The organism is Bradyrhizobium sp. USDA 4486, from assembly GCF_054057995.1.
The window spans coordinates 2,818,927-2,841,793 of sequence record NZ_JBSRZV010000001.1 but is presented as its reverse complement, the minus strand read 5'-3'; the positions used below and the strand labels follow the sequence as shown (position 1 = coordinate 2,841,793).

Annotated in this window: 20 protein-coding genes and 1 pseudogene; 9 read left to right on the top strand and 12 right to left on the bottom strand. The window is 63.8% G+C overall.

From position 1 onward, the window contains the following. Nucleotides 1-51: 51 nt before the first annotated feature. Together ACVWY3_RS14005 and ACVWY3_RS14000 are read right to left on the bottom strand one after the other, a co-directional pair. Entirely contained in the window at nucleotides 52-3,198 is a 3,147-nt protein-coding gene (locus tag ACVWY3_RS14005) for a multidrug efflux RND transporter permease subunit (RefSeq protein WP_456838971.1), read from the bottom strand. Continuing rightward, a complete protein-coding gene (locus ACVWY3_RS14000) occupies nucleotides 3,195-4,367 on the bottom strand; it encodes an efflux RND transporter periplasmic adaptor subunit (protein ID WP_456838970.1) in 1,173 nt (390 codons plus the stop codon). The genes ACVWY3_RS14005 and ACVWY3_RS14000 overlap by 4 nt, the downstream gene beginning before the upstream one ends. Nucleotides 4,368-4,756: 389 nt before the next feature. Between ACVWY3_RS14000 and ACVWY3_RS13995 the strand changes: the two genes are divergently transcribed. From ACVWY3_RS13995 to ACVWY3_RS13970, 6 genes are all read left to right on the top strand, one after another. Next, the gene (locus tag ACVWY3_RS13995) at nucleotides 4,757-4,996 is read left to right on the top strand and encodes a hypothetical protein (RefSeq protein ID WP_456838969.1); all 240 of its coding nucleotides are present in this window, start codon (nucleotides 4,757-4,759) and stop codon (nucleotides 4,994-4,996) included. 225 nt (nucleotides 4,997-5,221) lie between these two features. Next, nucleotides 5,222-7,765 carry a TonB-dependent receptor gene (locus tag ACVWY3_RS13990; RefSeq protein ID WP_456843361.1) on the top strand — a complete coding sequence of 848 codons (2,544 nt, stop codon included), beginning with the start codon at nucleotides 5,222-5,224 and terminating at the stop codon, nucleotides 7,763-7,765. A 19-nt stretch (nucleotides 7,766-7,784) separates the two neighbouring features. Further along, the gene (locus ACVWY3_RS13985; protein WP_456838968.1) at nucleotides 7,785-8,474 is read left to right on the top strand and encodes a Fe2+-dependent dioxygenase; all 690 of its coding nucleotides are present in this window, start codon (nucleotides 7,785-7,787) and stop codon (nucleotides 8,472-8,474) included. After that, a complete protein-coding gene (gene exbB, locus ACVWY3_RS13980) occupies nucleotides 8,471-9,415 on the top strand; it encodes a tonB-system energizer ExbB (RefSeq protein WP_456838967.1) in 945 nt (314 codons plus the stop codon). The genes ACVWY3_RS13985 and exbB overlap by 4 nt, the downstream gene beginning before the upstream one ends. A 3-nt stretch (nucleotides 9,416-9,418) precedes the next feature. Continuing rightward, entirely contained in the window at nucleotides 9,419-9,880 is a 462-nt protein-coding gene (exbD, locus tag ACVWY3_RS13975) for a TonB system transport protein ExbD (protein WP_456838966.1), read from the top strand. Nucleotides 9,881-9,890: 10 nt separating this feature from the next. Next, nucleotides 9,891-10,679 (top strand): energy transducer TonB, encoded by a 789-nt coding sequence (locus ACVWY3_RS13970; RefSeq protein WP_456838965.1) that lies wholly within the window; start codon nucleotides 9,891-9,893, stop codon nucleotides 10,677-10,679. 33 nt (nucleotides 10,680-10,712) lie between these two features. Here ACVWY3_RS13970 and ACVWY3_RS13965 read toward each other — a convergent pair whose 3' ends face one another. From ACVWY3_RS13965 to ACVWY3_RS13950, 4 genes are all read right to left on the bottom strand, one after another. Further along, on the bottom strand, nucleotides 10,713-11,135 hold the full coding sequence (locus tag ACVWY3_RS13965; RefSeq protein WP_456843360.1) for a hypothetical protein: 423 nt from the start codon (nucleotides 11,133-11,135) through the stop codon (nucleotides 10,713-10,715). 61 nt (nucleotides 11,136-11,196) lie between these two features. Further along, nucleotides 11,197-11,877 carry a site-2 protease family protein gene (locus ACVWY3_RS13960; protein WP_456838964.1) on the bottom strand — a complete coding sequence of 227 codons (681 nt, stop codon included), beginning with the start codon at nucleotides 11,875-11,877 and terminating at the stop codon, nucleotides 11,197-11,199. A 68-nt stretch (nucleotides 11,878-11,945) separates the two neighbouring features. Continuing rightward, nucleotides 11,946-12,119, bottom strand: a complete 174-nt coding sequence (locus ACVWY3_RS13955; RefSeq protein WP_456838963.1) for a hypothetical protein — start codon at nucleotides 12,117-12,119, stop codon at nucleotides 11,946-11,948. Next, a complete protein-coding gene (locus ACVWY3_RS13950; RefSeq protein WP_456838962.1) occupies nucleotides 12,116-12,829 on the bottom strand; it encodes a LysR family transcriptional regulator in 714 nt (237 codons plus the stop codon). Before ACVWY3_RS13950 ends, ACVWY3_RS13955 begins: the two co-directional genes overlap by 4 nt. Before the next feature lie 89 nt (nucleotides 12,830-12,918). Between ACVWY3_RS13950 and ACVWY3_RS13945 the strand changes: the two are divergent. After that, nucleotides 12,919-13,819 (top strand): annotated as a pseudogene (locus ACVWY3_RS13945) (DMT family transporter). Between the two features lie 8 nt (nucleotides 13,820-13,827). Here ACVWY3_RS13945 and ACVWY3_RS13940 read toward each other — a convergent pair. The 6 genes from ACVWY3_RS13940 to gntR all read right to left on the bottom strand — a co-directional run bounded on the left by ACVWY3_RS13940 (nucleotide 13,828) and on the right by gntR (nucleotide 20,216). Continuing rightward, nucleotides 13,828-14,220, bottom strand: coding sequence for a GFA family protein (locus ACVWY3_RS13940; RefSeq protein WP_456838961.1), 393 nt, complete (start codon nucleotides 14,218-14,220; stop codon nucleotides 13,828-13,830). A 3-nt stretch (nucleotides 14,221-14,223) separates the two neighbouring features. Further along, nucleotides 14,224-15,375 carry a serine hydrolase domain-containing protein gene (locus tag ACVWY3_RS13935; protein ID WP_456838960.1) on the bottom strand — a complete coding sequence of 384 codons (1,152 nt, stop codon included), beginning with the start codon at nucleotides 15,373-15,375 and terminating at the stop codon, nucleotides 14,224-14,226. A gap of 28 nt (nucleotides 15,376-15,403) precedes the next feature. Then, nucleotides 15,404-16,150, bottom strand: coding sequence for an SDR family NAD(P)-dependent oxidoreductase (locus tag ACVWY3_RS13930; RefSeq protein WP_456838959.1), 747 nt, complete (start codon nucleotides 16,148-16,150; stop codon nucleotides 15,404-15,406). Nucleotides 16,151-16,268: 118 nt separating this feature from the next. Continuing rightward, on the bottom strand, nucleotides 16,269-17,000 hold the full coding sequence (locus tag ACVWY3_RS13925; protein ID WP_130362352.1) for an SDR family oxidoreductase: 732 nt from the start codon (nucleotides 16,998-17,000) through the stop codon (nucleotides 16,269-16,271). Nucleotides 17,001-17,163: 163 nt separating this feature from the next. Continuing rightward, nucleotides 17,164-18,993: an IlvD/Edd family dehydratase gene (locus ACVWY3_RS13920; protein ID WP_456838958.1), complete on the bottom strand. Its 1,830-nt coding sequence runs from the start codon at nucleotides 18,991-18,993 to the stop codon at nucleotides 17,164-17,166. A gap of 122 nt (nucleotides 18,994-19,115) precedes the next feature. Then, complete coding sequence (gene gntR / locus ACVWY3_RS13915; protein WP_456838957.1) at nucleotides 19,116-20,216, bottom strand: HTH-type transcriptional regulator GntR; 1,101 nt, start codon at nucleotides 20,214-20,216, stop codon at nucleotides 19,116-19,118. Between the two features lie 201 nt (nucleotides 20,217-20,417). Here gntR and ACVWY3_RS13910 point away from each other — a divergent pair, with 201 nt between their 5' ends. Both ACVWY3_RS13910 and ACVWY3_RS13905 read left to right on the top strand, forming a co-directional pair. Beyond that, nucleotides 20,418-21,485 (top strand): ABC transporter ATP-binding protein, encoded by a 1,068-nt coding sequence (locus ACVWY3_RS13910; protein WP_027557397.1) that lies wholly within the window; start codon nucleotides 20,418-20,420, stop codon nucleotides 21,483-21,485. 39 nt (nucleotides 21,486-21,524) lie between these two features. Then, on the top strand, nucleotides 21,525-22,844 hold the full coding sequence (locus ACVWY3_RS13905) for an ABC transporter substrate-binding protein (protein WP_456838956.1): 1,320 nt from the start codon (nucleotides 21,525-21,527) through the stop codon (nucleotides 22,842-22,844). The last annotated feature ends 23 nt before the right edge of the window (nucleotides 22,845-22,867 follow it).

Sequence of the window (22,867 nt, the reverse complement as noted above, 5' to 3'; positions counted from 1 at the left end):
AGGGCCTCGCTGTAGCGTCGCGGCAGCCGCGGCGCAAGGCTGCTCGCAATGCTACTCGGCGGCTTCTTTGACGGTACGGTGCTCGTGCGTCTCGCGGCCTTCGCCGTCACCCGAACGGCCCCAGCCGGAGAACCAGTTGTTGAGCTTGTCGAGATAGAGATAGACCACAGGCGTCGTGAACAGCGTCAGCGCTTGGCTGACGATCAGGCCACCGACCATGGCGTAGCCGAGCGGCTGTCGAATCTCGGCGCCTGTGCCGTGGCCGAGCATCAAGGGCACGCCGCCGAGCAATGCTGCCATCGTCGTCATCATGATCGGGCGGAAGCGGAGCAGCGCGGCCTGCCGGATCGATTCCTCGGGCGTCTTGTGCTCGTCGCGTTCGGCGGCGATGGCGAAGTCGACCATCATGATGCCGTTCTTCTTCACGATGCCGATCAGCAGAATGATGCCGATCAACGCGATGAGGCTGAAGTCGAAGCCGGCCGCCATCAGGATCGCGAGCGCGCCGACACCCGCCGAGGGCAGGGTCGACAGAATCGTGATCGGATGGATGTAGCTCTCGTAGAGGATGCCGAGGATCAGATAGACCACGACGAGCGCGGCGAGGATCAACAGCGGCACGGTGCCGAGCGACTGCTGGAACGCCTGCGCGGTGCCCTGGAAGCTCGAGTTCAGCGTCGGCGGCGCGCTGAGATCGGCCATCGCTTTCTGCACGGCCTCGGTGGCCTGGCCGAGCGCGACGCCCTGGGCGAGGTTGAAGCTGATCGTGATCGCCGGGAACTGGCCCTGGTGGCTGATCGAGAGCGGGCGGACCGGATCCGTGGTCCAGGTCGCAAAGGTCGACAGCGGCACCTGGTCGCCGGTCAGCGGCGATTTCAGATAGAGCTTGTTCAGGCTGTCGAGGCTGCCCTGCATCTCTGGCAGGATCTCCAGGATCACCTTGTAGGTGTTGAGCTGGGTGAAATACTGCGTCACCTGACGCTGCCCGAACGCGTCATACAGCGTGTCGTCGATCAGCTGCGGCTGGATGCCGTAGCGCGAGGCGGTGTCGCGGTTGATCTTGAGCTGGACCGTGGTGCCCTGGGTCTGCTGATCGGTCGCGACGTCGCGCAACTCCGGCAGCGTTTGCATCTTGGCGAGGATTTTCGGCGCCCAGTCGTTGAGCTCGGCGAGATCGGCGTCCTGCAGGGTGAACTCGAACTGCGTGCGCGTCGGCCGGCCGCCGAGGCGGACGTCCTGCGCCGCCTGCATGTACAGGCGGGCGCCGGACACCTTCTCGAGCTTGGGACGCAGCCGCGCGATGATCTGCTGCGCCGAGGCCTCGCGCTCGTTGCGCGGCTTCAGGGTGATGAACATGTTGCCGTTGTTGCCGGCGCGGCCGCTGCCGCCAATGTTCATCGCGATGGTGGCGACGTCAGGGTCTTCCATCACGATCTTGCCGAGCTCGACCTGCCGCCGCTGCATCTCCTTGAACGAGATGTCCTGCGAGGCTTCCGAGGTCGCGGTGATCAGGCCCACGTCCTGCTGCGGGAAGAAACCCTTCGGGATCAGCACGAACAAATAGACCGAGAGGCCGAGCGTGGCGAAGAAGATCACGAGCGTGGTGCGCCGCCAGGCCAGGGCATGGTCGAGCACGTATCCGTAGCCGCGCAGCATTCCGTCGAAGGCGCGTTCGCTCCACTGGTAGAACTTGCCGTGGGTCACCTCGCCATGGGCGCGCAGGAAGCGCGAGGCCATCATCGGCGTCAGCGTCAGCGACACGAACATCGAGACGAAGATCGTCATTGCCAGGACGACGGCGAATTCGCGGAACAGACGGCCGATGATGCCGCCCATCAGCAGCAGCGGGATCAGCACCGCGACCAGCGAGATGCTGATCGAGACGATCGTGAAGCCGATCTCCTTGGAACCGCGGAAGGCCGCCGCCATCGGCGATTCGCCTTCCTCGATGTAGCGCGTGATGTTTTCCAGCATCACGATGGCGTCGTCGACGACGAATCCGACCGCGATGGTGAGCGCCATCAGCGACAGATTGTCGAGCGAATAGCCGAACACCCACATCAGGGCGCAGGCGCCCAGCAGCGCCAGCGGAACCGTGACGGTCGGAATGACGGTCGCCCAGAAGCTGCGCAGGAAGATGAAGATGACCATGACCACGAGGGCGATGGTCAAGAGCAGCGTGAACTGCACGTCCTCGACCGCGGCGCGGATGGTGGTGGTGCGGTCGCTGATGAGCTCGATCTTGATCGCAGGCGGGATTGCGGCCACGAGGCGGGGCAGGGTCGCCTTGATCCGGTCGACGGTCTCGATGACGTTGGCGCCCGGCTGCTTGAACACGACGAGGAACACGCCGCGCTTGCCGTTGGCCCAGGCCGCCTGCTTGGCGTCCTCAGGGCCGCTGACCGCCTGGCCGATGTCGCGTATGCGCAACGGACCGCCGTTGCGATAGGCGATGATGACGTCGTTCCAGTCCTTGGACTGGGTCAGCTGGTCGTTGGCGTAGATCGTGTAGGCGCGCTTCTCGCCGTCGATATTGCCCTTGGGGCTGTCGACCGTGGTGATCGCGATCTGGCTGCGCACGTCCTCCATCGACAGGCCCTTGGCCACCAGCTTTGCCGGATCGACCTGGATGCGGATCGAGGGTTTCTGCTGGCCGCCGATGAAGACCTGGGCCACACCCGAGAGCTGGCTGATCTGCTGGGCGAGCTGGGCGTCGACGGCGTCGCTGACGCTGGTCAAGGGCAGCGTCTCTGACGTTGCCGACAGCAGCAGAATCGGCGCGTCGGCCGGGTTGACCTTGCGGTAGGTCGGCGGCGAGGGCAGGTTCTTGGGCAATTGGCCGCTGGCGGCGTTGATCGCGCCCTGCACGTCGTTGGCGGCGCCGTCGATGCTGCGGTTGAGGTCGAACTGGATGGTGATCGAGGCCGTGCCGAGATAACTCGTCGAGGTCATCTGGGCGATGCCGGGGATCTGCGCGAACTGGCGCTCCAGCGGCTGGGCCACCGAGGAAGCCATGGTCTCGGGGCTGCCGCCCGGCAAATTGGCCGTGATCTGGATGGTCGGGAAGTCCACCTGCGGCAGCGGCGCGACCGGCAGCAGGGGGTAGGCGACGAGACCGACAAAGAGAATGCCGGCCATCAGCAGCGAGGTGCCGATGGGATAACGGATGAAAGGTGCCGAAATCCCGCCCTCGGTCATTCCTGTCGTACCTTGTTCTGGGCCGGATCCGAGCTCGCCACCGTCGTCGAGACGAGGCTTCCGGGCTGCACCTTGAATTGACCACCCGTGATGACCTGCTGGCCGGGGCTCAAGCCTTCGTCGACGACCGAACGTCCGTCGATGGCGTAGCTGACCTTGATCTTGTGCACTTCGGCCTTGTTGTCCTGGTTGACGGTATAAGCGTAGAGGCCGTTGGTGGAATGCTGAACCGCATCATCCGGGACCACGGTCGCGTCCTTGAGAGTGCGGACCAGAAGGCGCGTCGACACCGACTGCCCCGGCCACAGGACGTGGTCCTTGTTGTCGAACACCGCCTTGAGCCGAATAGTCCCGCTGGTCGTGTCGACCTGGTTGTTGATGACCGCGAGCTTGCCTTCGGCCAGCGTCTTCTTGCCGTCGGTGGTGAAGGCGATCACCTTGAGCGCGCCGGCCTTCTGGCCTTCACTGATATAGGGAAGCTGGTCCTCCGGCGCGGTGAAGATCACCGAGATCGGCTCGACCTGCGAGATCGTGACGATGCCAGTCTGCGAGGAGGCGTTGACGATGTTGCCGATGTCGACCTGGCGCAGGCCCGCGACGCCGGTGATCGGCGACTTGACCTGGGTGTAGTCGAGCTGGGTCTGGGCGTTGGCGATCGCAGCCTCGTCGGCGGCGATCTGCGCGGTGAGCTGGGCGACCGTGGAGCGCTGGGTATCGACCCGTTGCGCGGTCGCGAATTCGCCGAGCTTCATGGCGCGCTGGAGCTCGAGATTGGCATTGGCGAGATTGGCCTCGTCCTGCGCCTTCTTCGCCTTCGCCTGGTCGAGCGCGGCTTGATAGGGACGCGGATCGATCGAGACGAGAAGGTCGCCTTCGTTGACGATCTGGCCCTCTTTGAACTCGAGCTTGTCGATCTGGCCGTCAACCCGGGTGCGGACCTGGACCGTGTTGAAGCCCTGCACCGTGCCGAGACCGGTGAGGTAGACGGGGAAATCGGCCTTCTGGACCGGCGCGACGCTGACGGGAACGGCGGGCGCGCGCGGCGGTCCTTTCTGCGCTGTCTGGGCTTTTCCGGCGTCGGGCGAGCCGTATTTCTGCCAACCATAGTAACCCGCGGAGGCCACGGCCGCGATGATCAGAATCCAGAGGATCGGCCGGGACTTTTGCATATCGTCTCGTGTCGGCTCTTGTGCCCTACTTAAACGAATTATGGGGCAATCGTAGGGTTCCAGCGCGCTTGTATAATACACGCCAAGTTCCAGTGTAAACAGCACTATCAGTGCAGAATCCTAAACAATTGGAAAGCTTTGCACGGTCTGGGCAGCACCATGGCGCCACGGTGTGCAGTGCTGCATTTTCCGACCGTGAACGATCAGCGTGCAAACCTTGTGCGATGCCCGGAGATGGTGTGCGCGACAGCCAAATGCGACGCGGAAGTCCGGCGGAGGCGAGCCCAAGAACGGTTCTGCAAGAACGGTTCTAAACCTCGCGCAGACCGTTTCGGTTGTCAGGAAATTCGGCATCGTCCATATCGGCGCCGCCACAAGGGGAGCGCAGGATGGACGAATTGAACGGCAAGCTGATCGCGTGTCAGATCTTGATCACGGGTTTGATCGCGCGGGTCGCCAACGAACAGCGCGATCCCTTGCGCTTCCTCACCGACTTCCGCGACGAGATCAAAGCCGTCGTCAACGGTGTCAACATCGCCGGGCTGGAGAACACCGATCGTGTGCGCGCGATCGCGCAGAAAAGCGTCGACGAATTGTTCTCGCTGATGAAGCCGCCGAGCAGCGACTGAAGCCGTGCGCGCGATGCAGAATTCGACGTGCTTTTTCGCGCTCGTTTAGAATGACTCCAATCTCCTTTTAGAACCGTTTCAAACTACAGTTTAGAATCGTTTTGATCTTGACGTATTCAAGGGTTCTCGCGGCTTGCCCGCATTGACCCGCTATTTTGCCGCCGATACCAACAGCCCGTCGTTCATCGAAGTGAATGAGCGAACAAGAAGATGGGGCGTGTTGTAATGGGGCAGGTGGTCGCACCGAAATCGTTGCGTTCGGTCGTAGCGTTCGACGTGGCGGATGAGAAGTCCGCTGGCATTTCCGGCAAGAAGGTCTCGACGGTCGCGAGCCTGATCGCGGCGGCGACGGTGTCGACCGGCGCGGAAGCGCAGCAGTCGAATCTGCCGCCGGTCACGGTCGATGCTCCGGTTCAGCGCCCGCGTCCGGCGGCTTCGAAGCCCACGCCGGACCAGGTCCGCGCGCGCAATGCGCTTCGCCGCGCCGCGCAGCGCCAGCAGGCGCAGCAGGCTGCTCCCATCACACCGTCCGGCCCCGCCGATGCCGATCCCTATGCCGATCCGGCCGCGCCCTACAAGGTCGATCACGTGCAGGCCGGTGGCAAATTTCCGGAGAAGCTGGTTGATACGCCGAAGTCGATCACGGTGCTCAGCAAGGAAGTGCTCGCCGATAAGAACGCCACGTCGCTGAAGCAGGCGATCCTGAGCACGGCCGGTGTGACGCTCGGAACGGGCGAGGGTGGCAATGCCTTCGGCGATCGCTTCTTCATCCGCGGCTTCGACGCGCGCAACGACGTCTTCATCGACGGCGTGCGCGACGCCGGCGTCAGCGTCCGCGAAAACTTCTTCACCGAGCAGGTCGAGATCCTGCGCGGCCCCGGTTCGACCTTCGCGGGTCGTGGCACCGCTGGCGGTGCGATCAACATCGTCACCAAGCAGGCGACGACGGAGAAGAGCTTCTACAATATGGACACCACGTTTGGCACCGACAGGACGAAACGCGTGGTGCTCGACGTCAACCAAGTGATCGACCTGACCTGGTCGGTGCGTGCGGGCGGCCTGTTTCAGGACGCGGGCGTCGCCGGGCGTGACTACGTGAAGGACAATCGCGATGGCGCGTTCGTCGCCACGACCTGGAAGCCGGTCGATGCGGTCAAGATCCAGGCAAATTACATTCATACCGAACTGACCGGCCTTCCGGATTTCGGTGTGCCTTACTATCGGCCGAGCACCGCAAGCACCGCCGGCGGTCCGTTTCCGGATTTCGGATCGAACCGCAATAACTGGTACGGCTTCGTCAACCGCGATTTCTATCGCACCGGTCAGGACATCGGTTCGCTCAATGCGGAGGTGCAGATCACACCTGATTTGCTGATCACCAACAGGTTCCGGGATTCCTATTCCACACAGAATTACATCGGTACGCTTCCGGAGGCGCCAGTTATCGCCAATCCGCTTTCGGCCTCGACGCTCAGCGCCAATCCGCAAAGCCGTTTCCAGGCCACGAGTGTGATCGCTAATCAGACGGAGGCGACCTACAAGTTCAATGACGGCGTCGGCTTCAAGCACACCGCGCTGGCCGGCTTCGAATACGACCACGAGAAATCGTCGATCGATAAGTACCTCGGTCTCAGCTCCGAAGCTCTTCCTGGTGGTTTCTCAGGCTCGGGATCACTTTCCGGCGTGAGCGTGTTCAATCCGCAATTCACGAATCTCCCGTTTGGAATCCCGGGAGGGCTCTCGGGTCTGCCTACCAAGATCACGATCGACACCAAGAGTGTCTACGCGATGGATAGCGCGAACTATCACGATCTGCTCATCCTGAACGGTGGCGTTCGCTATGACGACTATACCATCCAAACGAGCGGCTATGGCACCGTCAACGGCGTTGCCAATGTCTTCGGTCAGCAGCAGCAAAATTACGGGATGCCGAACTTCAACCTCGGCCTGACGCTGAAGCCACTCCCGAACGGCAGTGTCTATGCCGCCTACGCGACCTCGTCGAACCCGGTTGGCGCGGAATTCGACGGGACGAGCGTGCAATACGGTGGCCTCGCTCCGGTGCTAAATGGTAATCCCACGCAGATCTTCGGCCCCGAAAAGAACAAGGCAATCGAACTTGGCACGAAGTGGGAGCTTTTCGATCGTCACCTTCTGCTGACGGCCGCCCTGTTCCAGACGGAGAAAGAGAACGCGCGGGAGTCTCGCAACGTCACGGCTGCAACTGCGACTGCGGCCTGCCCCTACACCGCGACGACTGGCACCGTCTCTTGTATCTCGGCAGGAGCAGCCTACCGCATAAGTGGCATCGACCTTGGAGTAGGCGGCAAGATCACCGACAAATGGAGTGTTTTCGGCGGTCTCGTGCTGATGCAGTCGGAGGTCACCAAGTCGTTGATCCCGCCGGCCAATACGACTCTTTACAGGACGAACGTCGGCCTTCCGTTGTCCAACATCGCCCACCAGTCCTTCAGCTTGCTCAGCAAGTATCAGTTGAATGACACCTGGGAGCTGGGTGGCCAGGCCGTCTATCGCTCGAAGATCTATGGTGGCACTTTCCTCGCCGCCAACCAGGGCACGTCGATCCCGAGCTATTGGCGCTTCGATGCGTTCGCGGAGGCGAAGATCAATCAGAACTGGCAGCTGAAGCTGTTCGTCAACAACATCTTCGACAAGCGTTACTACGACGCGCTGTACCAGAGCGCCGCGCCCTTCGTGCTGGAAGCACCGGGACGTGCCGCCTATCTGGTGATCTCGGCGCGCTACTGAGGGATGACGAAGAGCGGCCATGCTGACATGCATAGAAGGCGTCCTGAGCAAGGATGATGTGGCGGAGTTCCGCCGCATCATGGACGCCAGCGAATGGGAAGACGGCCGTTCCACGGCCGGCGCGCAGTCGGCAATGGTCAAGCGCAACGAGCAGTTGCCGCCGGATAGCGAGATCGCACGCAAGCTCGGCCATCGCATCATCTCGGCGCTGACGGCGAACCCGCGATTCCTGGCGGCCGCGATCCCGCTCCAGATCTTCCCGCCGCTGTTCAACCGCTATGCGGCGGACAGCGGCCACCATTTCGGGCTGCATGTCGACAATGCGATCCGCGGCGATCGTCTGACGGGCCTTCGCATCCGCACAGACCTGTCGGTGACACTGTTCCTCGCCGAGCCGGAGGAATACGATGGTGGCGAACTTGTGATCGAGGACACCTACGGTTCGCACGAAGTCAAGTTGCCAGCCGGCGACTGCGTGCTCTATCCCTCGACTAGCCTGCATCTCGTGACGCCCGTGACGAGGGGAACGCGGGTTGCGTCTTTCTTCTGGCTGCAGAGCATGATACGGGACGATCAAGCCCGTACCATGATCTTTGACCTCGACACCGCGATACAGGCGCTGGTGGAACGGCTCGGGCGTGACGATCCCGAAACGGTCAAATTGACGGGTATCTATCACAATCTCATTCGCTACTGGGCCGAAGTATGAAGATCATGTCCTTCCGAGCAAGCCTTGCTGCAGCTGTCGTCCTGACGGCCGCCTGGCTGGCATCTCCTGTTTCCGCCCAGACCCCGCCGGCGGCCCCTGCACAAGCGACGGCTCAGCCGGCTGCGACCAGCCCGGCCCCAGTGGCTGCTCCCGCCCCCGCGGCAGCTCCGGCTACGGCGGCGCCCGCGGCCCCTTCAGCCACCGCGCCGGCGGCCGCAAAGCCCGATACGGTGGCAGGCATCGCCCCGGCCATGAAGGAATTGTCGCCTTGGGTGATGTTCATGTCGGCGGACGTCATCGTGAAGGCGGTGATGATCGGGCTCGCCTTCGCCTCGCTGATGACCTGGACCGTCCTGATCGCCAAATCGATCGAGCTGTCGGTCGCATCAAGGAAGCTTCGTTCGGCGCTGAGGAAGATCGCGGAGGCCCGCTCGCTCGCCGAAGCCCAGATGGCACTTGGCGCCAAGGAGGGCATCCTGCCGTCCTTCCTGGCGGCGGCGCTGCGCGAGGCGCGGATGTCGGCCGGCCTGTCCAGCGATGCCGGCATCAAGGAACGCGCGGCCTCGAGCTTCCAGGAGATCGTGCGTGCGGAGGCGCGGCGCATCCGCGTCGGCATGGGCGTGCTCGCGACCATCGGCTCGACATCGCCCTTCGTCGGCCTGTTCGGCACGGTCTGGGGCATCATGAACAGCTTCATCGGCATCTCGAAGTCGCAGACCACGAACCTTGCCGTGGTCGCGCCGGGCATCGCCGAAGCGCTGCTCGCCACCGCGATCGGCCTCGTCGCCGCCATTCCCGCCGTCATCATCTACAATCACTTCTCGCGCATGACGAAGGGCTATCTCGAGCTCGTCAGCCGTGCCTCGGGCGCGGCGGCGCGGCTATTGTCACGCGATCTCGACCGCAGCCACGGCAGCGCGCATTCACGCGCGGCGGAGTGAACCATGGGCGTTTCGCTCGCAGATAACGATGACGACGACGATTTCGCGGAAACGCATGACATCAACGTCACGCCGTTCATCGACGTCATCCTGGTGCTGCTGATCATCTTCATGGTCGCAGCTCCGCTCTCGACCGTCGATCTGCCGATCGACCTGCCGACCTCGAGCGCGATGCCGCAGAAGAAGCCGGATAAGCCGACTTATGTCAGCATCAAGCCCGATCTGAGCCTGGCGATCGGGGAGAACCCGGTCAAGCGGACCGAGCTGATCGGCTCTCTCGACGCCATGTCCGAGATGAGCAAGGACAAATACGTGTTCCTGCGCGCCGACCGCGCCGTTCCCTACGGCGAGTTGATGGCTGTCATGGAAATCCTGCGTGCCGGCGGCTATTCTCGGGTCAAGCTGGTGGCACTCGAAGCGCCTGCTGCGGCGGCTGGGCCGTCGCAAGCGGCGCCCCAACCTTGAGTATGGCGCGATGTCCGATCCTGTGACCGAGGTGAAAACGCCGCGGTGGCTCTGGGTTCTGGCCGCGGTGGCGGCGCTCGTCCTACATCTTGGCGGTGCCGCGCTGGCGCTGGCGAACTTGCGGGCGAACGACGGCGACGACGGCCTCGGGGCCAATGGTGCTGAATTTGCCGTCGAAATGACCTCGCCGAAGCTGCCGGAGACGGACCTGCCGCCGGGCCCGGATAGCGAGGCCTCGCAGTTTCAGCCGCAGCAGATGGACCAGAAGGCCGAGGTCAAGGAGACCGATCTCCCGAAGGAGATCCCGCAGGAGGCCGAGGACCCCGACCGGCTCGTGACCGAGAACGACTCCAAGAAGCCGGTCGAGGACACCACGAAGGTCGCCAAGGTCGAAACCCAGGCCGTCGAGGAGGCGCCGAACTCGGTCGAGTCGGCCAAGCAGGCGTTGAACGAGACTGCGCGCGAGGACGAAAAGGCTGCCGCTCCCCATCAGGGCATCGGCAAGGACATCCGGAAGCTGACCGCGGAGTGGGGCAAGCGGATCAGCGCCTATTTCGAGCTCCACAAGCGCTATCCCAAGGACAAGAGCAAGACGACGACGGTCAAGCTCAGTCTGGTGCTGAACCGGCGCGGCAACGTGGTCTCGGTCGATGTCACGGAGTCCTCGGGCGATCCGGCTTTCGATAACGAGGCTGTCTCGATGGTCCGCCGCTCCGACCCGGTGCCGGTTCCGCCGGCCGAGCTCACGGCGGATCAGTTCGCCTTCAGCCTGCCCGTGAACTTCAAGAAGCCGAAATAACTTGGCTCAGATCTTGGCTGGCGTGTTGGCGTGTCAGCGCCAGTAGAGCCGGATCCCGACATAGACCACGACCAGGCAGGCGAAGATCAGCGCCACCGGCAATGGCCGCTTCTGGCTTCCGCTGGATGTGGCCGGGCCGAAGAAGCTGGCCTTCTTCGGCTTCGGCGCCGGGCGGCGGAAAGCGGTAACATTGTCTGCGGCCGGCTCGGCCTGGCGGGGGCGGACGTCAGGCGCGGTTCCCGCGCCGCCCATCTCGGCATAGTAGGCCTTGTAGATCGCGCCGATAGTGGCCTCGGTAGCCTCGCCCTCGCTCATCTGCGCCAGCAGGTTTTGATAGCTCGCCAGGAACTCCTGGGCCTCCGGAGGCAGGGCAGACGCCCCATTGAGCTTGGCCATCATCTTCCAGGTGGCAAAATCGGCGCGGGCACGGGTGTCCGCGCGTCGCGCGATCAGCATATCGGCAGCTTTGACCAAGTCGGCCTCGAGCCTTTCGGCGTGTTCAGGTGTCACTTTTCAACTACGCATTGCCGGTCAGGAGGAGAACAGCTTCAATCACATAACCGGTCAACGTTCGCAGTATTGCTGAAATAACATCAAGATTTAGACCGAACTGCGAGCCCGCCAGCGGCAGCAGGATCAGGAGGCCGATCAGGATCAACATACCGAACGGCTCGAGCCGGGCCAACGGCCAGGCGAGCGGCGGCGGCAAGAGCCCGACCGCGACGCGGCCGCCGTCGAGCGGCGGGATCGGCAGCATGTTGAACACGGCCAGCACCGCGTTGATCAGAAGCGCATTCTTGAGGTTGTCGAAGATCCATTGCGCTGCGCCGGCCGGCGCGAAGGGCAGGGCGTGCAGCGCAAGCGCCGCCGCGAGCGCCAGCAGGATGTTGGTGGCAGGGCCCGCCAGCGCCACCCAGACCATGTCGAGCCTCGGATGGTTCAGCTTGCGGAAATTGACCGGCACCGGCTTGGCGTAGCCGAAGAGGAACGGCGAATGCGCAAACAGCAGCATCGCCGGCAGGATCAGGGTGCCGAACGTGTCGATGTGCCTGATCGGGTTGAAGCTGACGCGGCCGAGCTGCGCGGCCGTGTCGTCGCCGAGACGGTGCGCGACGAAGGCGTGCGCCGCCTCGTGAAAGGTGATGGCGAGCACCAGCGGCAGCACCCACACCGAAATGTCATAAAGGGAAATGTTCACGGCTCGTATCCCGGTTTGTGCCTCGTGGCCTTGCAGCCAACCCGGCCAATCCGGTGGTTGGGCACGCGTCAGGGCAGGATATGGGACGCCGGTTGCGAAATCCCAAGCTGTAAATGATCCGCCAGCAGGCCGCCCGCGCGCGACAGGTTGCGCGCGCGGTGGAGGCGGATGTCCGCTCCCGGCAGCGGCGGCAGGCCGTCCGACAGGATATGCAGGCAGGGCGGCAGGGTGCCGGCTTTCACCACCGTAATCGCAAGGCTTTGCGCCGCGATCGCTTCGACTGCCGCAAGCGTGCGGCTGACAAAGGCAAGGCGCCAAGGCAGGCGGGCGGCATCGAGCGCGTCCGTAGCCCATTGCCGGAACAGGCAGCCGGGCGGGTAGAGTGCGACCGGCAGCGTAGCGCGTGCTCCGACGTAGCGCGTGCTCCGATTGGATAGGACCCGGCCGCAGCCCAGACCGCCTGCTCGCGCCGCAACAGCTCGCCATCGCCGTATCCTTCGGGGTGCATGGCGATGACCAGATCATAGGCCTCGCCGAGCCGTGCCGGCATCGTTGCCGTCAGTCCCGTCTCGATCTCGACCCTGACGTCCGGATGGTTCTTGGCAAAGCGCGCCAGCAAGGGCGGAATGACGATCGTGCCGTAATCGTCCATCACGCCGAGGCGGACCACGGCTGCGTGCTTGCGCGCGCGGAGCGCATCGATGGCTTCCGCATTGAGCTCGAGAAGCCGCCGCGCATAGACGAGGAGTTCGGCGCCTGCCGTGGTCAGCACGATGCCCGCCCTGGTGCGTTGAAACAGCGTTGCACCAAGCCGCTCTTCCAGGCGCTTGATCTGGACGCTCACCGCCGATTGCGTGCGGTGGAGCGTCGCGGCAGCGCGTGTGAACGAGCGATGTTCGGCGACGGCGACGAACGCCTTCAGCAGGTCGGGATCGAGAGCAGGTGCGGTCATGATGAAAACTTATCCGAGCATGACGGAAACTCCATTCCCTGTTTCGGCGCGCCTCGTATGCTGCTTTCAAAGCACCAACGGGAGGAAGCGTGAGCGAGACTTTCGGCGTTTTGGCCGCGGTGCTGTCGAGCGGCCTTGGCGGGACCTCGATCGGCGCCACGCGGTACCTCGTGGGCAGCATCGACCCGCTCGCGATCGGCTCGTTCCGGTTCGGCCTCGGCTTTCTGCTGCTGTTGCCGCTGACGATGCTGCGCGGCGACCGCTGGCCGGGGCGAAGCGACTGGCTTGCCGCAGCGGGGCTCGGCATTCTGTTTTTCGCCGTATTCCCGATCCTGTTCAACGCCTCGCTGATCTTCACGACCGCCGCGCGTGGCGCGCTGGCTTTGTCGACGCGTTCCCCTGCTGTCGCTCGTGATCGGGGCGGTGCTCGGTGTCGAAGCTTTGACCTGGCGCAAATCGATTGGTGTCGTGATGGCCACGTTTGGCGTTGCGGTCGCGCTGCTCACCGACTTGACCTCGGCGCCGCCGGGTGCCTGGCGCGGCGATCTCCTGATGATGGCGGCGGCACTGTGCATGGCGCTCTATGGCATCTGGTCGAAGCCGCTGATCCGCCGCTCCAGCCCGATCGCTTTCACCACGATGAGCATGGCGGCGGGCGCGGCCTGCCTCATCCTGCTCTCGTATGGCCGCGGCAGCTTTGCGCCGGTCGCAAGCTTCGGCTCGCCGCAATGGCTGGCGGCCTTCTATCTCGGAGCGTTCGGCGCCGCGCTGACCTTCTATCTCTGGGCCTTCGCGCTGGAGCGGACGACGCCGACGCGCGTCGCCATCTCGGTGACAGTGAACCCGATCACGGCCTCGCTGGTCGGCGCCTGGTTGCTGCACGAACCGCTGCGGTGGAATCTCGCCGCTGGCATCGTCGCGGTGTTTGCCGGAATCTGGATTGCGACCACGACGAGCCGGCGCGTCGAAGCGGCCGGTGCCTCAGGCTGATCGCGACCTCACGTCGGGATCGTCGTCTGATACTGCACCAGACCGTCGTCGAGCTTCAGCCAGGCGAGCTTCTCACTCACCCAGATGTGCTCGGTCGGCGTAAAGGCGTTGCGGTCGTCGAACGTGGTGAGCGCGACACCCGCGAGCGTGCCGTTGCGGCGCCAGGAGAACAGGCGCGTGCCGCAGCGCTTGCAGAACACGCGGTCGATGTTCTCGGATGACGCATAGCGCTCGGTCTCGCCCTCGACGGTTAGCGCGCGTTGATCAAATTGCGCGCGGGCGAAGTAGGGCGATCCCATCGCCTTCTGGCACAAGCGGCAATGGCAGATACGGACGTTGAGCGGCTCGCCCTCCGCCTTGAACCGCACCGCGCCGCACAGGCATCCGCCTTCCCGGATCATGGCTCAGGCCACCCGCCATTCGCCGACCTGGCGCGCCATGCTCCAGTTGAGATTGTCGAGATCGCTATCCATGTTGGAATTCCCGCGTCTGGTGTTGGTGAAGGCGGCCCAGCAGAAGCCGCCATGGGTGCGCACGGCAATCGTGCTCGTGCCTGGCAGGCTGCCATTGTGCCACCAATTGCCGAATTTGTTGACACAGAAGCCCTTGGCATAGTCCGGGCTGTAGCTGGGCGCTGTCGTCATGACCTGGATGGTGCGCGGCCGCAGGATGTTCGCAGGCCTCGTATAGCCGTCGACATGCATCAGGAACTGGACGAGATCCGACGGCGTCGCGATCCAGCCGCCATGGGAATCCATCCGCCTCACTTTCATGTCGTAGGGGCTTTCGCCCTGGCCGTAATAGGCGACTTCGCCGGCCTGGCGCTGGTCGCGCGTGTTGCCCGCCAACGTCATGTCGGTGACGCCGCAGCGTGCCAGTACCTCGCTGTGGACATGCTCGGCATAGAGCTGGCCAGTGAGCTTCTCGATCACGCGCCCCAGCACGCAATAGCCGAAATTGGAGTAAGCGTAATGCTGGCCGGGCGGCCGGTCCAGCGGCCGATTGGCGAGCGTCCAGGCGATCAGCTCGGCATGATCCATCCGCGGATGAGTGAACATGGGATCGCGGTTGTCGTTGCTCCAGCCGCCGCCGGTATGGGTCAACAGATGCTCGAGCGTGATCTGGTCGATGCCGGCAGAGTAGGGCCGCTGCCCGTAATCGGTGCCGAGCAGGGCACCCGGGCCGAACACGCGATCCGTCAGCTTGAGACGGTTCTCCTCGATCAGGCGGAAGATCGTGACCGAGGTGATCATCTTGCTGACGCTGGCGATCCGGAACAGATGCCGCGGCGTCACGGTCTCGTTGCGCTCGCGATCGGCAAGCCCGAAAGCATCTTCGTGGACGACAGTGCCGGCATAGCCGATCGCAAAGGACAGCGCTGGCACGTCGTATTTGTCCATGAAGCTGCGCGCGAGCCGCGCCATGGCGCCGCGCTCGGCCGGCGAGGGCGGGCGGATGCTCGGCGGGTTGGGCGCGAGCTGCGCCAGCGCTGGGCGCGACAGCAACGGCAGCGCGCCCGCTGCGAGCTTCACGAAGTCACGTCGCCGGAATTGCATGGTCCGCCCCCCTCGGACGGCCCGTGCCTCAGTAGGTCGCCCGTCCACCCGAAATATCAAACACCGCGCCGGTGGAGAAGGCACAATCTTCGGATGCGAGCCAGCTCACCATCGCGGCGAGCTCTTCCACCTTCACGAAGCGCGCTTTCGGGATCTTCGACAGCATGAAGTCGATGTGCTGCTGCGTCATCTGGTCGAAGATCGCGGTCTTCGCTGCGGCCGGCGTCACCGCATTCACCAGGATGTCATGCGCGGCGAGCTCCTTGCCGAGCGATTTGGTCAGCGCGATCAGGCCAGCCTTGGACGCCGAATAATGCGAGGCGTTCGGATTGCCTTCCTTGCCGGCGATCGAGGCGATGTTCACGATCCGCCCGTATTTCTGCCTGAGCATTTCGGGCACAATGGCCTTGCAGCAGATGAAGGGGCCGTCGAGATTGATGCGCAGGACTTTCCGCCATTCGTCGAGATCGGTCTCCCAGACCGGCTTGTTGGTGCCGGCGATGCCGGCATTGTTGACGAGGATGTCGATCTTGCCGAAGGCGGCCAGCGTCGCATCGCGGGCCTGCTCGACTTCAGCGGTGTCGGTGACGTCGACCTTGAAGACGCTGACGTTGTCGCCGATTTCCTTCGCAGTCTTCTCGGCCAAGCCTGCGTCAAAATCCCAGATCGCGACCTTGGCGCCGGAGGCGACGAAGCGCTCGGTGATGGCGCGGCCAAAGCCCTGCGCGCCGCCGGTGACAACAGCGACGCGGCTATCGAGATCGATCTTGTTCATTGACTAGCTCCCTAATCCCTCATGGTGAGGCGCGCGCATTTGCGCGCGTCTCGAACCATAGAGCCCGTGGCCCATCCCTCGAGACGGCGCTAGCGCGCCTCCTCGGGATGAGGAGTGATCAGAGCATGTAGCCGCCATCGACGACGAGGTCGACGCCGGTGGTGAAGGCGCTCTCGTCGCTGCCGAGATAGACCGCCATCGATGCGATCTCCTCGGCGGTGCCGAGCCGGCCCATCTTTTGGCGCGAGATGAACATCTCCTTGCCCTGCGGTCCTTGCGCGGCGGCGCGATCGAGCATCGAGGGCGTCTCGACGGTCCCGGGGCAGATCGAGTTGCAGCGGATGCCCTTGGTGATGAAGTCGAGCGCGACCGCGCGCGACAGCAGCGACACTGCCGCCTTCGACGAGCTGTAAACGTAGCGGTTCGCCGGCGGCCTCAAGGCCGCGCAGGACGAGATGTTGACGATGCTGCCGCCGCCGCCCGCGATCATGTCGGGCAGGAAAGCCTTGATGGTCCGGTGCATCGACTTGACGTTGAGGTCGAAGGAGAAATCGAAATCCTCTTCCGAGCACTCCAGGATGGTGCCGTGGTGCACGAAGCCGGCGGCGTTGAGCAGGATGTCGATCTTGCCGACACGCTTGGCAAAGGCGTTGACGTCTGCGGTGTTGCGGACGTCGAGCTTTGCCACTTCCGCGATGCCTTCCTTGGTCAGGCCAGCGATGCCGGCCTCGTTGATGTCGGTGGCGATGACGGTTGCGCCTTCACGTGCGAATGCGATCGCGCAAGCGCGCCCGATGCCTGCTGCCGCTGCCGTGACGACGGCGCGCTTTCCCTTGAGGCGGTCTGCCATTTTCTTCTCCCTCGTGTTCATTCGAATGCCAACGCCACGTCATTGCGAAAAGCCCGTGACAAAATTGCGTAGCAATTTTGCACTGGTGCGGCGAAGCATCCAGACTGTCTCCGTGGACAAATCTCTGGATTGCTTCGCTTTGCTCGCAATGACGGCGTGGCTGTCAGTGATTGTCCCTCGGCACGCCAAACGCTGTGGCGACGTTCTGGTAGCGCGTGGCGAGCTCTATGCACCCGCCGGTCGATTGCTGGCCGACGGTGTTGCGGTAGATCTCCTGCCACGGCGTCTGGTTCGGCGGATGCTTGAAGCCGCCACTGGCCTTCAGCTCGGCGTGGCGCTTCTTCAGCTCCTCGTCCGAGATCAGGATGTTGGCGCTGCCCTTGTTGAGGTCGATGCGGACCTTGTCGCCGGTCTTGAGGATCGCAAGACCGCCATTGGCGGCGGCTTCCGGCGAGGCGTTCAGGATGGACGGCGAGCCCGAGGTGCCGGACTGGCGGCCATCGCCGATGCAGGGCAGGGACAGGATGCCGCGTTTGATCAGCGCCGCCGGCGGCTGCATGTTCACGACCTCGGCTCCTCCGGGGTAGCCGATCGGGCCGGTGCCGCGGATGAACAGCACGCAGTGTTCATCGATGTCGAGCGAGGGATCGTCGATCCGCTCGTGGTAATCCTCTGGCCCCTCGAAAACGATGGCACGGCCCTCGAAGGCGTTCAGATCCTTCGGGTTGCTGAGATAGCGGTCGCGGAATTCCTTGGAGATCACCGAGGTCTTCATGATCGCGGAATCGAACAGATTGCCCTTCAGCACCAGGAATCCGGCATCCTTCACCAGCGGCTTGTCATAGGCCCAGATCACGTCGTTGTCGGGCTTGGGCGCGTCCTTGCAGTTCTCGCCGATGCCGCGGCCGTTCACGGTGATCGCGTCCTCGTGGATGCGCTTGTGCTTCATCAATTCGCGCACCACGGCCGGCACGCCGCCGGCGCGGTGGAATTCCTCGCCGAGATAGAAGCCGGCCGGCTGCATGTTGACCAGTAGCGGCACGTCGTGACCTACCTTCTGCCAGTCGTCGATCGACAGTTCGACGCCGATATGGCGGGCGAGGGCGTTGATGTGGATCGGTGCATTGGTCGAGCCGCCGATCGCCGAGTTGATCACGATGCAGTTCTCGAAGGCCTTGCGGGTCAGGATGTCCGAAGGCTTGAGGTCTTCCCACACCATCTCGACGATGCGTTTTCCCGTCTCGTAGGCGATCTGGCCGCGCTCGCGGTAGGGGGCGGGGATCGCGGCGCAGCCCGGCAACGAGAAGCCGAGCGCTTCGGCAAGCCCGTTCATGGTCGAGGCGGTGCCCATGGTGTTGCAATGGCCGACCGAGGGCGCCGAGGAGGCCACGATCTCCATGAACTCTTCATAATCGATCTCGCCGGCGGCAAGCCGCTCGCGCGATTTCCAAACGATGGTGCCCGAGCCGGTGCGCTGGCCGTCATGCCAGCCGTTCAGCATCGGGCCGCCCGACAGCACGATCGCGGGCAGGTTCACGGTGGCGGCCGCCATCATGCAGGCCGGCGTGGTCTTGTCGCAGCCGGTGGTCAGCACCACGCCGTCGAGCGGATAGCCGTAGAGGATCTCGACCAGGCCGAGATAGGCGAGGTTGCGGTCGAGCGCGGCGGTCGGGCGCTTGCCGGTCTCCTGGATCGGGTGGGTCGGGAATTCCATCGCGATGCCGCCGGCCTCGCGGATGCCTTCGCGGACGCGGTGCGCCAGCTCGATATGATGGCGGTTGCAGGGGGAGAGATCGTTGCCGGTCTGGGCAATGCCGATGATCGGCTTGCCGGACTGCAGCTCGGCGCGGGTAAGGCCGTAGTTCAGGTAACGCTCCATATAGAGCGCGGTCATGCCCGGATTATGCGGGTTGTTGAACCATTCCTGCGAGCGGAGGTGGCGGCGCGTGCCGTTACCGGCGCCCGCGTGCCCATTGGTTGGCTTTTTTGTCATTGGTTTCTCCTGCAATGCAAACGCACTGGCGTCCGTCTTGTGCTGTCGGCTTGTGCGATGCCCAACGGTGTGAGCGGTGATGGGCCTGCCCGTTGGCGGGTCGTTTCCTCACAAGTCCGATACTAGTCATGGCTGCTTGGTAACGCTACCATTTTGTTCGCCGTGCCCGCGCCCGATGACACTGGCCGATTGTCCAAGCGACGTGCCGACGAGCTTTGTCGCTCGATCACCTTGAAACCGAGATCGAGCACCGGCTGCTCCGGCCGTCGTCCGTCGATCGCATCGATCAGCATGGTGGCGGCGGTCTTGCCCATCTCGTAGCGGTTGGTGCGCACGCTGGTGAGCGTGGGGACGGCGGAGGCCATGAATTCCAGGTCGTTGAAGCCGACGATCGCGATCTGCTCGGGTACCGCGATCTCCCGGCGCCGGCATTCGAACAGCACGCCGAGCGCGAGATCGTCATTGGCGCAGAACACCGCATCGAGACCGGGCTCCCGCGCCAAGAGATCGGTGAACAGGGCGCCGCCGAGCGTCACCGAGGTTGGTGTCGCCGTGGTGACGACGAGGCGTTGCTCGAACAGGCCGGCATCCTTCATGGCCGAGACATATCCGTCCAGCCGCCGCTGGACCCTGGGATCCATGCGCGCGCCGACGAAGCCGATCTTGCGGTGGCCTTGCGCGAACAGGTGCGCAACCGCCGCGCGGGCTGCATCATAGTGGGAAAAGCCAATCATCATGTCGACCGGATTGGGGCCGATCTCCATGATCTGCACGATCGGGCAGTCGGCGGCCTCCAGCATCGCGCGCGATTCCGCGGTCTGGTCGATGCCGGTCACGATCAGACCGGCCGGCTTCTGCGCCAGAAACAGGCGCAGCAGCTTCTCCTCCTGGAGGATGCTGTAGCGCGTGTTGGACAACTGGATCGAGTAGCGGCTGCCCTCGGAGGCATCGTAGATGCCGCGCAGCACGTCGGAGAACACGTTGTTGGTGAGCGAGGGGATCAAGACGCCGATCACTTCGGTGCGCTGCGAGGCGAGGGCGCGTGCCGCAAGGTTGGGCACATAGCCGAGCTCCTTGGCCGCGCTTTCGACCCGCGTCCGTTTGGCGACCGACAGCGCCTCCGGATTACGGAAGAAGCGGGACGCGGTGATGGGGCTGACGCCGGCAAGCTCGGCGACTTCGGCCAGCCGGATTTTGCCTGACTTGGTGCGTTTTCGACCCATTCGTTGCTCTTAGCATAGCCAATGTCGAAACCAAAGGATCGTTGACAGCGCTACCAGCAACGACTAACCAAAGACAAATTGCCAAAACCGCACAAACTGCCGACAATGTCGCCTGCTAAGTTCGGGCTTCGGGTTGGCGAAGTCTGAAAACAAGACGGTCGCGGCGCAAGAGGCGTCGTGGACTTTCGAGGAGGGAGCTAGATGTCGTCTGTGCAAATCCGCGACGTGCGGAAATCGTTCGGCAATTTTGAAGTCCTGCACGGCGTGACGATCCCGATCGAGGATGGCCAGTTCGTCGTCCTGGTTGGCCCCTCCGGCTGCGGCAAGTCGACGCTGCTGCGCATGCTGGCCGGTCTCGAGAACATCACCTCCGGCACGATCTCGATCGGCGACCGCGTCGTCAACAATGTCCAGCCCAAGGAGCGGGACATTGCGATGGTGTTCCAGAACTACGCGCTCTATCCGCACATGACGGTCGCCGACAACATGGGCTTCTCGCTGAAGCTGCGGAACGCGAGCTCCGACGAGATCAACAAGCGCGTCAAGCGCGCCGCCGAGATCCTCGCGCTGTCGCCGCTGCTCGATCGCTATCCGCGCCAGCTTTCCGGCGGCCAGCGCCAGCGCGTCGCCATGGGCCGCGCCATCGTGCGCGATCCGCAGGTCTTCCTGTTCGACGAACCTTTGTCGAACCTCGATGCCAAGCTGCGCGTCGCCATGCGCACCGAGATCAAGGAGCTGCACCAGCGGCTGAAGACCACCACCGTCTACGTCACCCACGACCAGATCGAGGCCATGACCATGGCCGACAAGATCGTCGTCATGCATGACGGCATCGTCGAGCAGATGGGCACGCCGCTCGAGCTCTACGACAAGCCCGACAACCAATTCGTCGCCGGCTTCATCGGCTCGCCCGCGATGAACTTCCTCAAGGGCCATGTGCGCGTCAACGGCGTTGCGACCTTCGAGGGACCGAACGGCGTCAAGCTGCCGCTCAAGAACGCACCCGCTGCGTCCGACGGCCGTCCCGCGGTCTACGGCGTGCGGCCGGAGCATTTCACCATCGCCGATGACGGCGCCGAGGCCGAGATCATCGTTGTCGAGCCGACCGGCTCGGAGACGCAGGTGTTCGCCAAGGTCGGCGGCGAGCAGGTCGTCGCGGTATTCCGCGAGCGTCACCAGTTCAACCCGGGCGACAAGGTCCGGCTGAAGCCAGATCCGTCGCTGGTTCATCTGTTCGACGATGCGACAGGCAAACGCCTCAACGCGTAGAAGACCAAGACAATAAAAAAGAATCACAGGGAGGACGACATGCAAGACTTTACCCGCCGGACTCTGCTTCAGGGCGGAACGGCTCTGGCCGCGACCGGCATGCTCACCGGGCCGGCACTGTTCGACTTCGCTAGGGCCTGGGCGCAGAGCGCGCCCTGGAAGGCGGAGCCGGGCGCGAAGCTGACCGTGATGCGGTGGAAGCGCTTCGTGCCGGCGGAAGATGATGCGTTCAATGCGATGGTGGCGGCGTTCAAGTCCGCGACCGGCACCGAGATGAACGTGTTCAGCGAGTCCTTCGAGGACGTGCAGCCGAAGGCCTCGGTTGCGGCCAATACCGGCTCGGGACTCGATCTCGCCTGGGGTCTGCACACGCTGCCGCAGCTGTTCCCGACCAAAGTGCTGAAGATGAACGACGTCGCCGATTATCTCGGCAAGAAATATGGCGGCTGGACCGATGCGGCCGCCAAGACCTGCAAGCTCGGCGACGATTGGCTCGGCATTCCCGTCGCGACCAACGGCGGTTACATGACCTACCGCAAGTCGGCGCTCGACAAGGCCGGCTTCAAGGAGTTCCCGAAGGACTTCCCCGGCTTCCTCGAGATGTGCAAGGCCCTCAAGGCCAACAACACGCCGGCCGGTTTCGCGCTCGGCCATGCCTCGGGCGACGGCAATTCGTGGCTGCACTGGGTGCTGTGGGGCCACGGCGCCTACACGGTCGACCAGAACGACAAGATCATCATCAATTCGCCGGAGACGGCGAAGGCGCTGGAGTACTGCAAGGCGCTCTACGAGAACTTCATTCCAGGCACCCCGTCCTGGAACGACTCCTCCAACAACAAGGCGTACCTCGCCGGCGAGCTCTATTGCACGGCGAACGGCATCTCGATCTACGTTGCCGCCAAGACCGACCCGAGCAAGAAGGAGCTTGCCGAGGATACCTATCACGCGCTGTGGCCGGTCGGGCCGGTCGGCAAGCCGACCGAGCTGCAGCTCGCGCTGCCGATCCTCGCGTTCAACTTCACCAAATATCCGAACGCAGCCAAGGCCTTCATCGCCTTTATGCTGGAGAAGGAGAACTACGAGAAGTGGCTGGACGGCGCGCAGGGCTATCTCACGCAGACCCTGAACGCCTACGAGTCGGCGCCGATCTGGACCGCCGATCCGAAGAACGCCGTGTTCTCCCAGGCCTCCAAGCGCACGCTGCCGGCGTCCGGCATCGGCACGGTCGGTGAGAAGGCGGCGACCGCGATCGCCGATTTCATCGTCGTCGACATGTTCGCTAACTACTGCACCGGCGCCAAGGATGCGAAGGGCGCGATGGCGGAAGCCGAGCGCCAGCTGAAGCGCATCTATCGCTGACGGTCACGGGGCGGGCGGCCCAC

Bases quoted from the DNA above. Each gene is read 5' to 3' on its own strand.
- ACVWY3_RS14005 (WP_456838971.1), bottom strand. From the start codon at position 3,198: ATGACCGAGGGCGGGATTTCGGCACCTTTCATCCGTTATCCCATCGGC.
- ACVWY3_RS14000 (WP_456838970.1), bottom strand. From the start codon at position 4,367: ATGCAAAAGTCCCGGCCGATCCTCTGGATTCTGATCATCGCGGCCGTG.
- ACVWY3_RS13995 (WP_456838969.1), top strand. From the start codon at position 4,757: ATGGACGAATTGAACGGCAAGCTGATCGCGTGTCAGATCTTGATCACG.
- ACVWY3_RS13990 (WP_456843361.1), top strand. From the start codon at position 5,222: ATGGGGCAGGTGGTCGCACCGAAATCGTTGCGTTCGGTCGTAGCGTTC.
- ACVWY3_RS13985 (WP_456838968.1), top strand. From the start codon at position 7,785: ATGCTGACATGCATAGAAGGCGTCCTGAGCAAGGATGATGTGGCGGAG.
- exbB (WP_456838967.1), top strand. From the start codon at position 8,471: ATGAAGATCATGTCCTTCCGAGCAAGCCTTGCTGCAGCTGTCGTCCTG.
- exbD (WP_456838966.1), top strand. From the start codon at position 9,419: ATGGGCGTTTCGCTCGCAGATAACGATGACGACGACGATTTCGCGGAA.
- ACVWY3_RS13970 (WP_456838965.1), top strand. From the start codon at position 9,891: ATGTCCGATCCTGTGACCGAGGTGAAAACGCCGCGGTGGCTCTGGGTT.
- ACVWY3_RS13965 (WP_456843360.1), bottom strand. From the start codon at position 11,135: ATGCTGATCGCGCGACGCGCGGACACCCGTGCCCGCGCCGATTTTGCC.
- ACVWY3_RS13950 (WP_456838962.1), bottom strand. From the start codon at position 12,829: ATGACCGCACCTGCTCTCGATCCCGACCTGCTGAAGGCGTTCGTCGCC.
- ACVWY3_RS13940 (WP_456838961.1), bottom strand. From the start codon at position 14,220: ATGATCCGGGAAGGCGGATGCCTGTGCGGCGCGGTGCGGTTCAAGGCG.
- ACVWY3_RS13935 (WP_456838960.1), bottom strand. From the start codon at position 15,375: ATGCAATTCCGGCGACGTGACTTCGTGAAGCTCGCAGCGGGCGCGCTG.
- ACVWY3_RS13930 (WP_456838959.1), bottom strand. From the start codon at position 16,150: ATGAACAAGATCGATCTCGATAGCCGCGTCGCTGTTGTCACCGGCGGC.
- ACVWY3_RS13925 (WP_130362352.1), bottom strand. From the start codon at position 17,000: ATGGCAGACCGCCTCAAGGGAAAGCGCGCCGTCGTCACGGCAGCGGCA.
- ACVWY3_RS13920 (WP_456838958.1), bottom strand. From the start codon at position 18,993: ATGACAAAAAAGCCAACCAATGGGCACGCGGGCGCCGGTAACGGCACG.
- gntR (WP_456838957.1), bottom strand. From the start codon at position 20,216: ATGGGTCGAAAACGCACCAAGTCAGGCAAAATCCGGCTGGCCGAAGTC.
- ACVWY3_RS13910 (WP_027557397.1), top strand. From the start codon at position 20,418: ATGTCGTCTGTGCAAATCCGCGACGTGCGGAAATCGTTCGGCAATTTT.
- ACVWY3_RS13905 (WP_456838956.1), top strand. From the start codon at position 21,525: ATGCAAGACTTTACCCGCCGGACTCTGCTTCAGGGCGGAACGGCTCTG.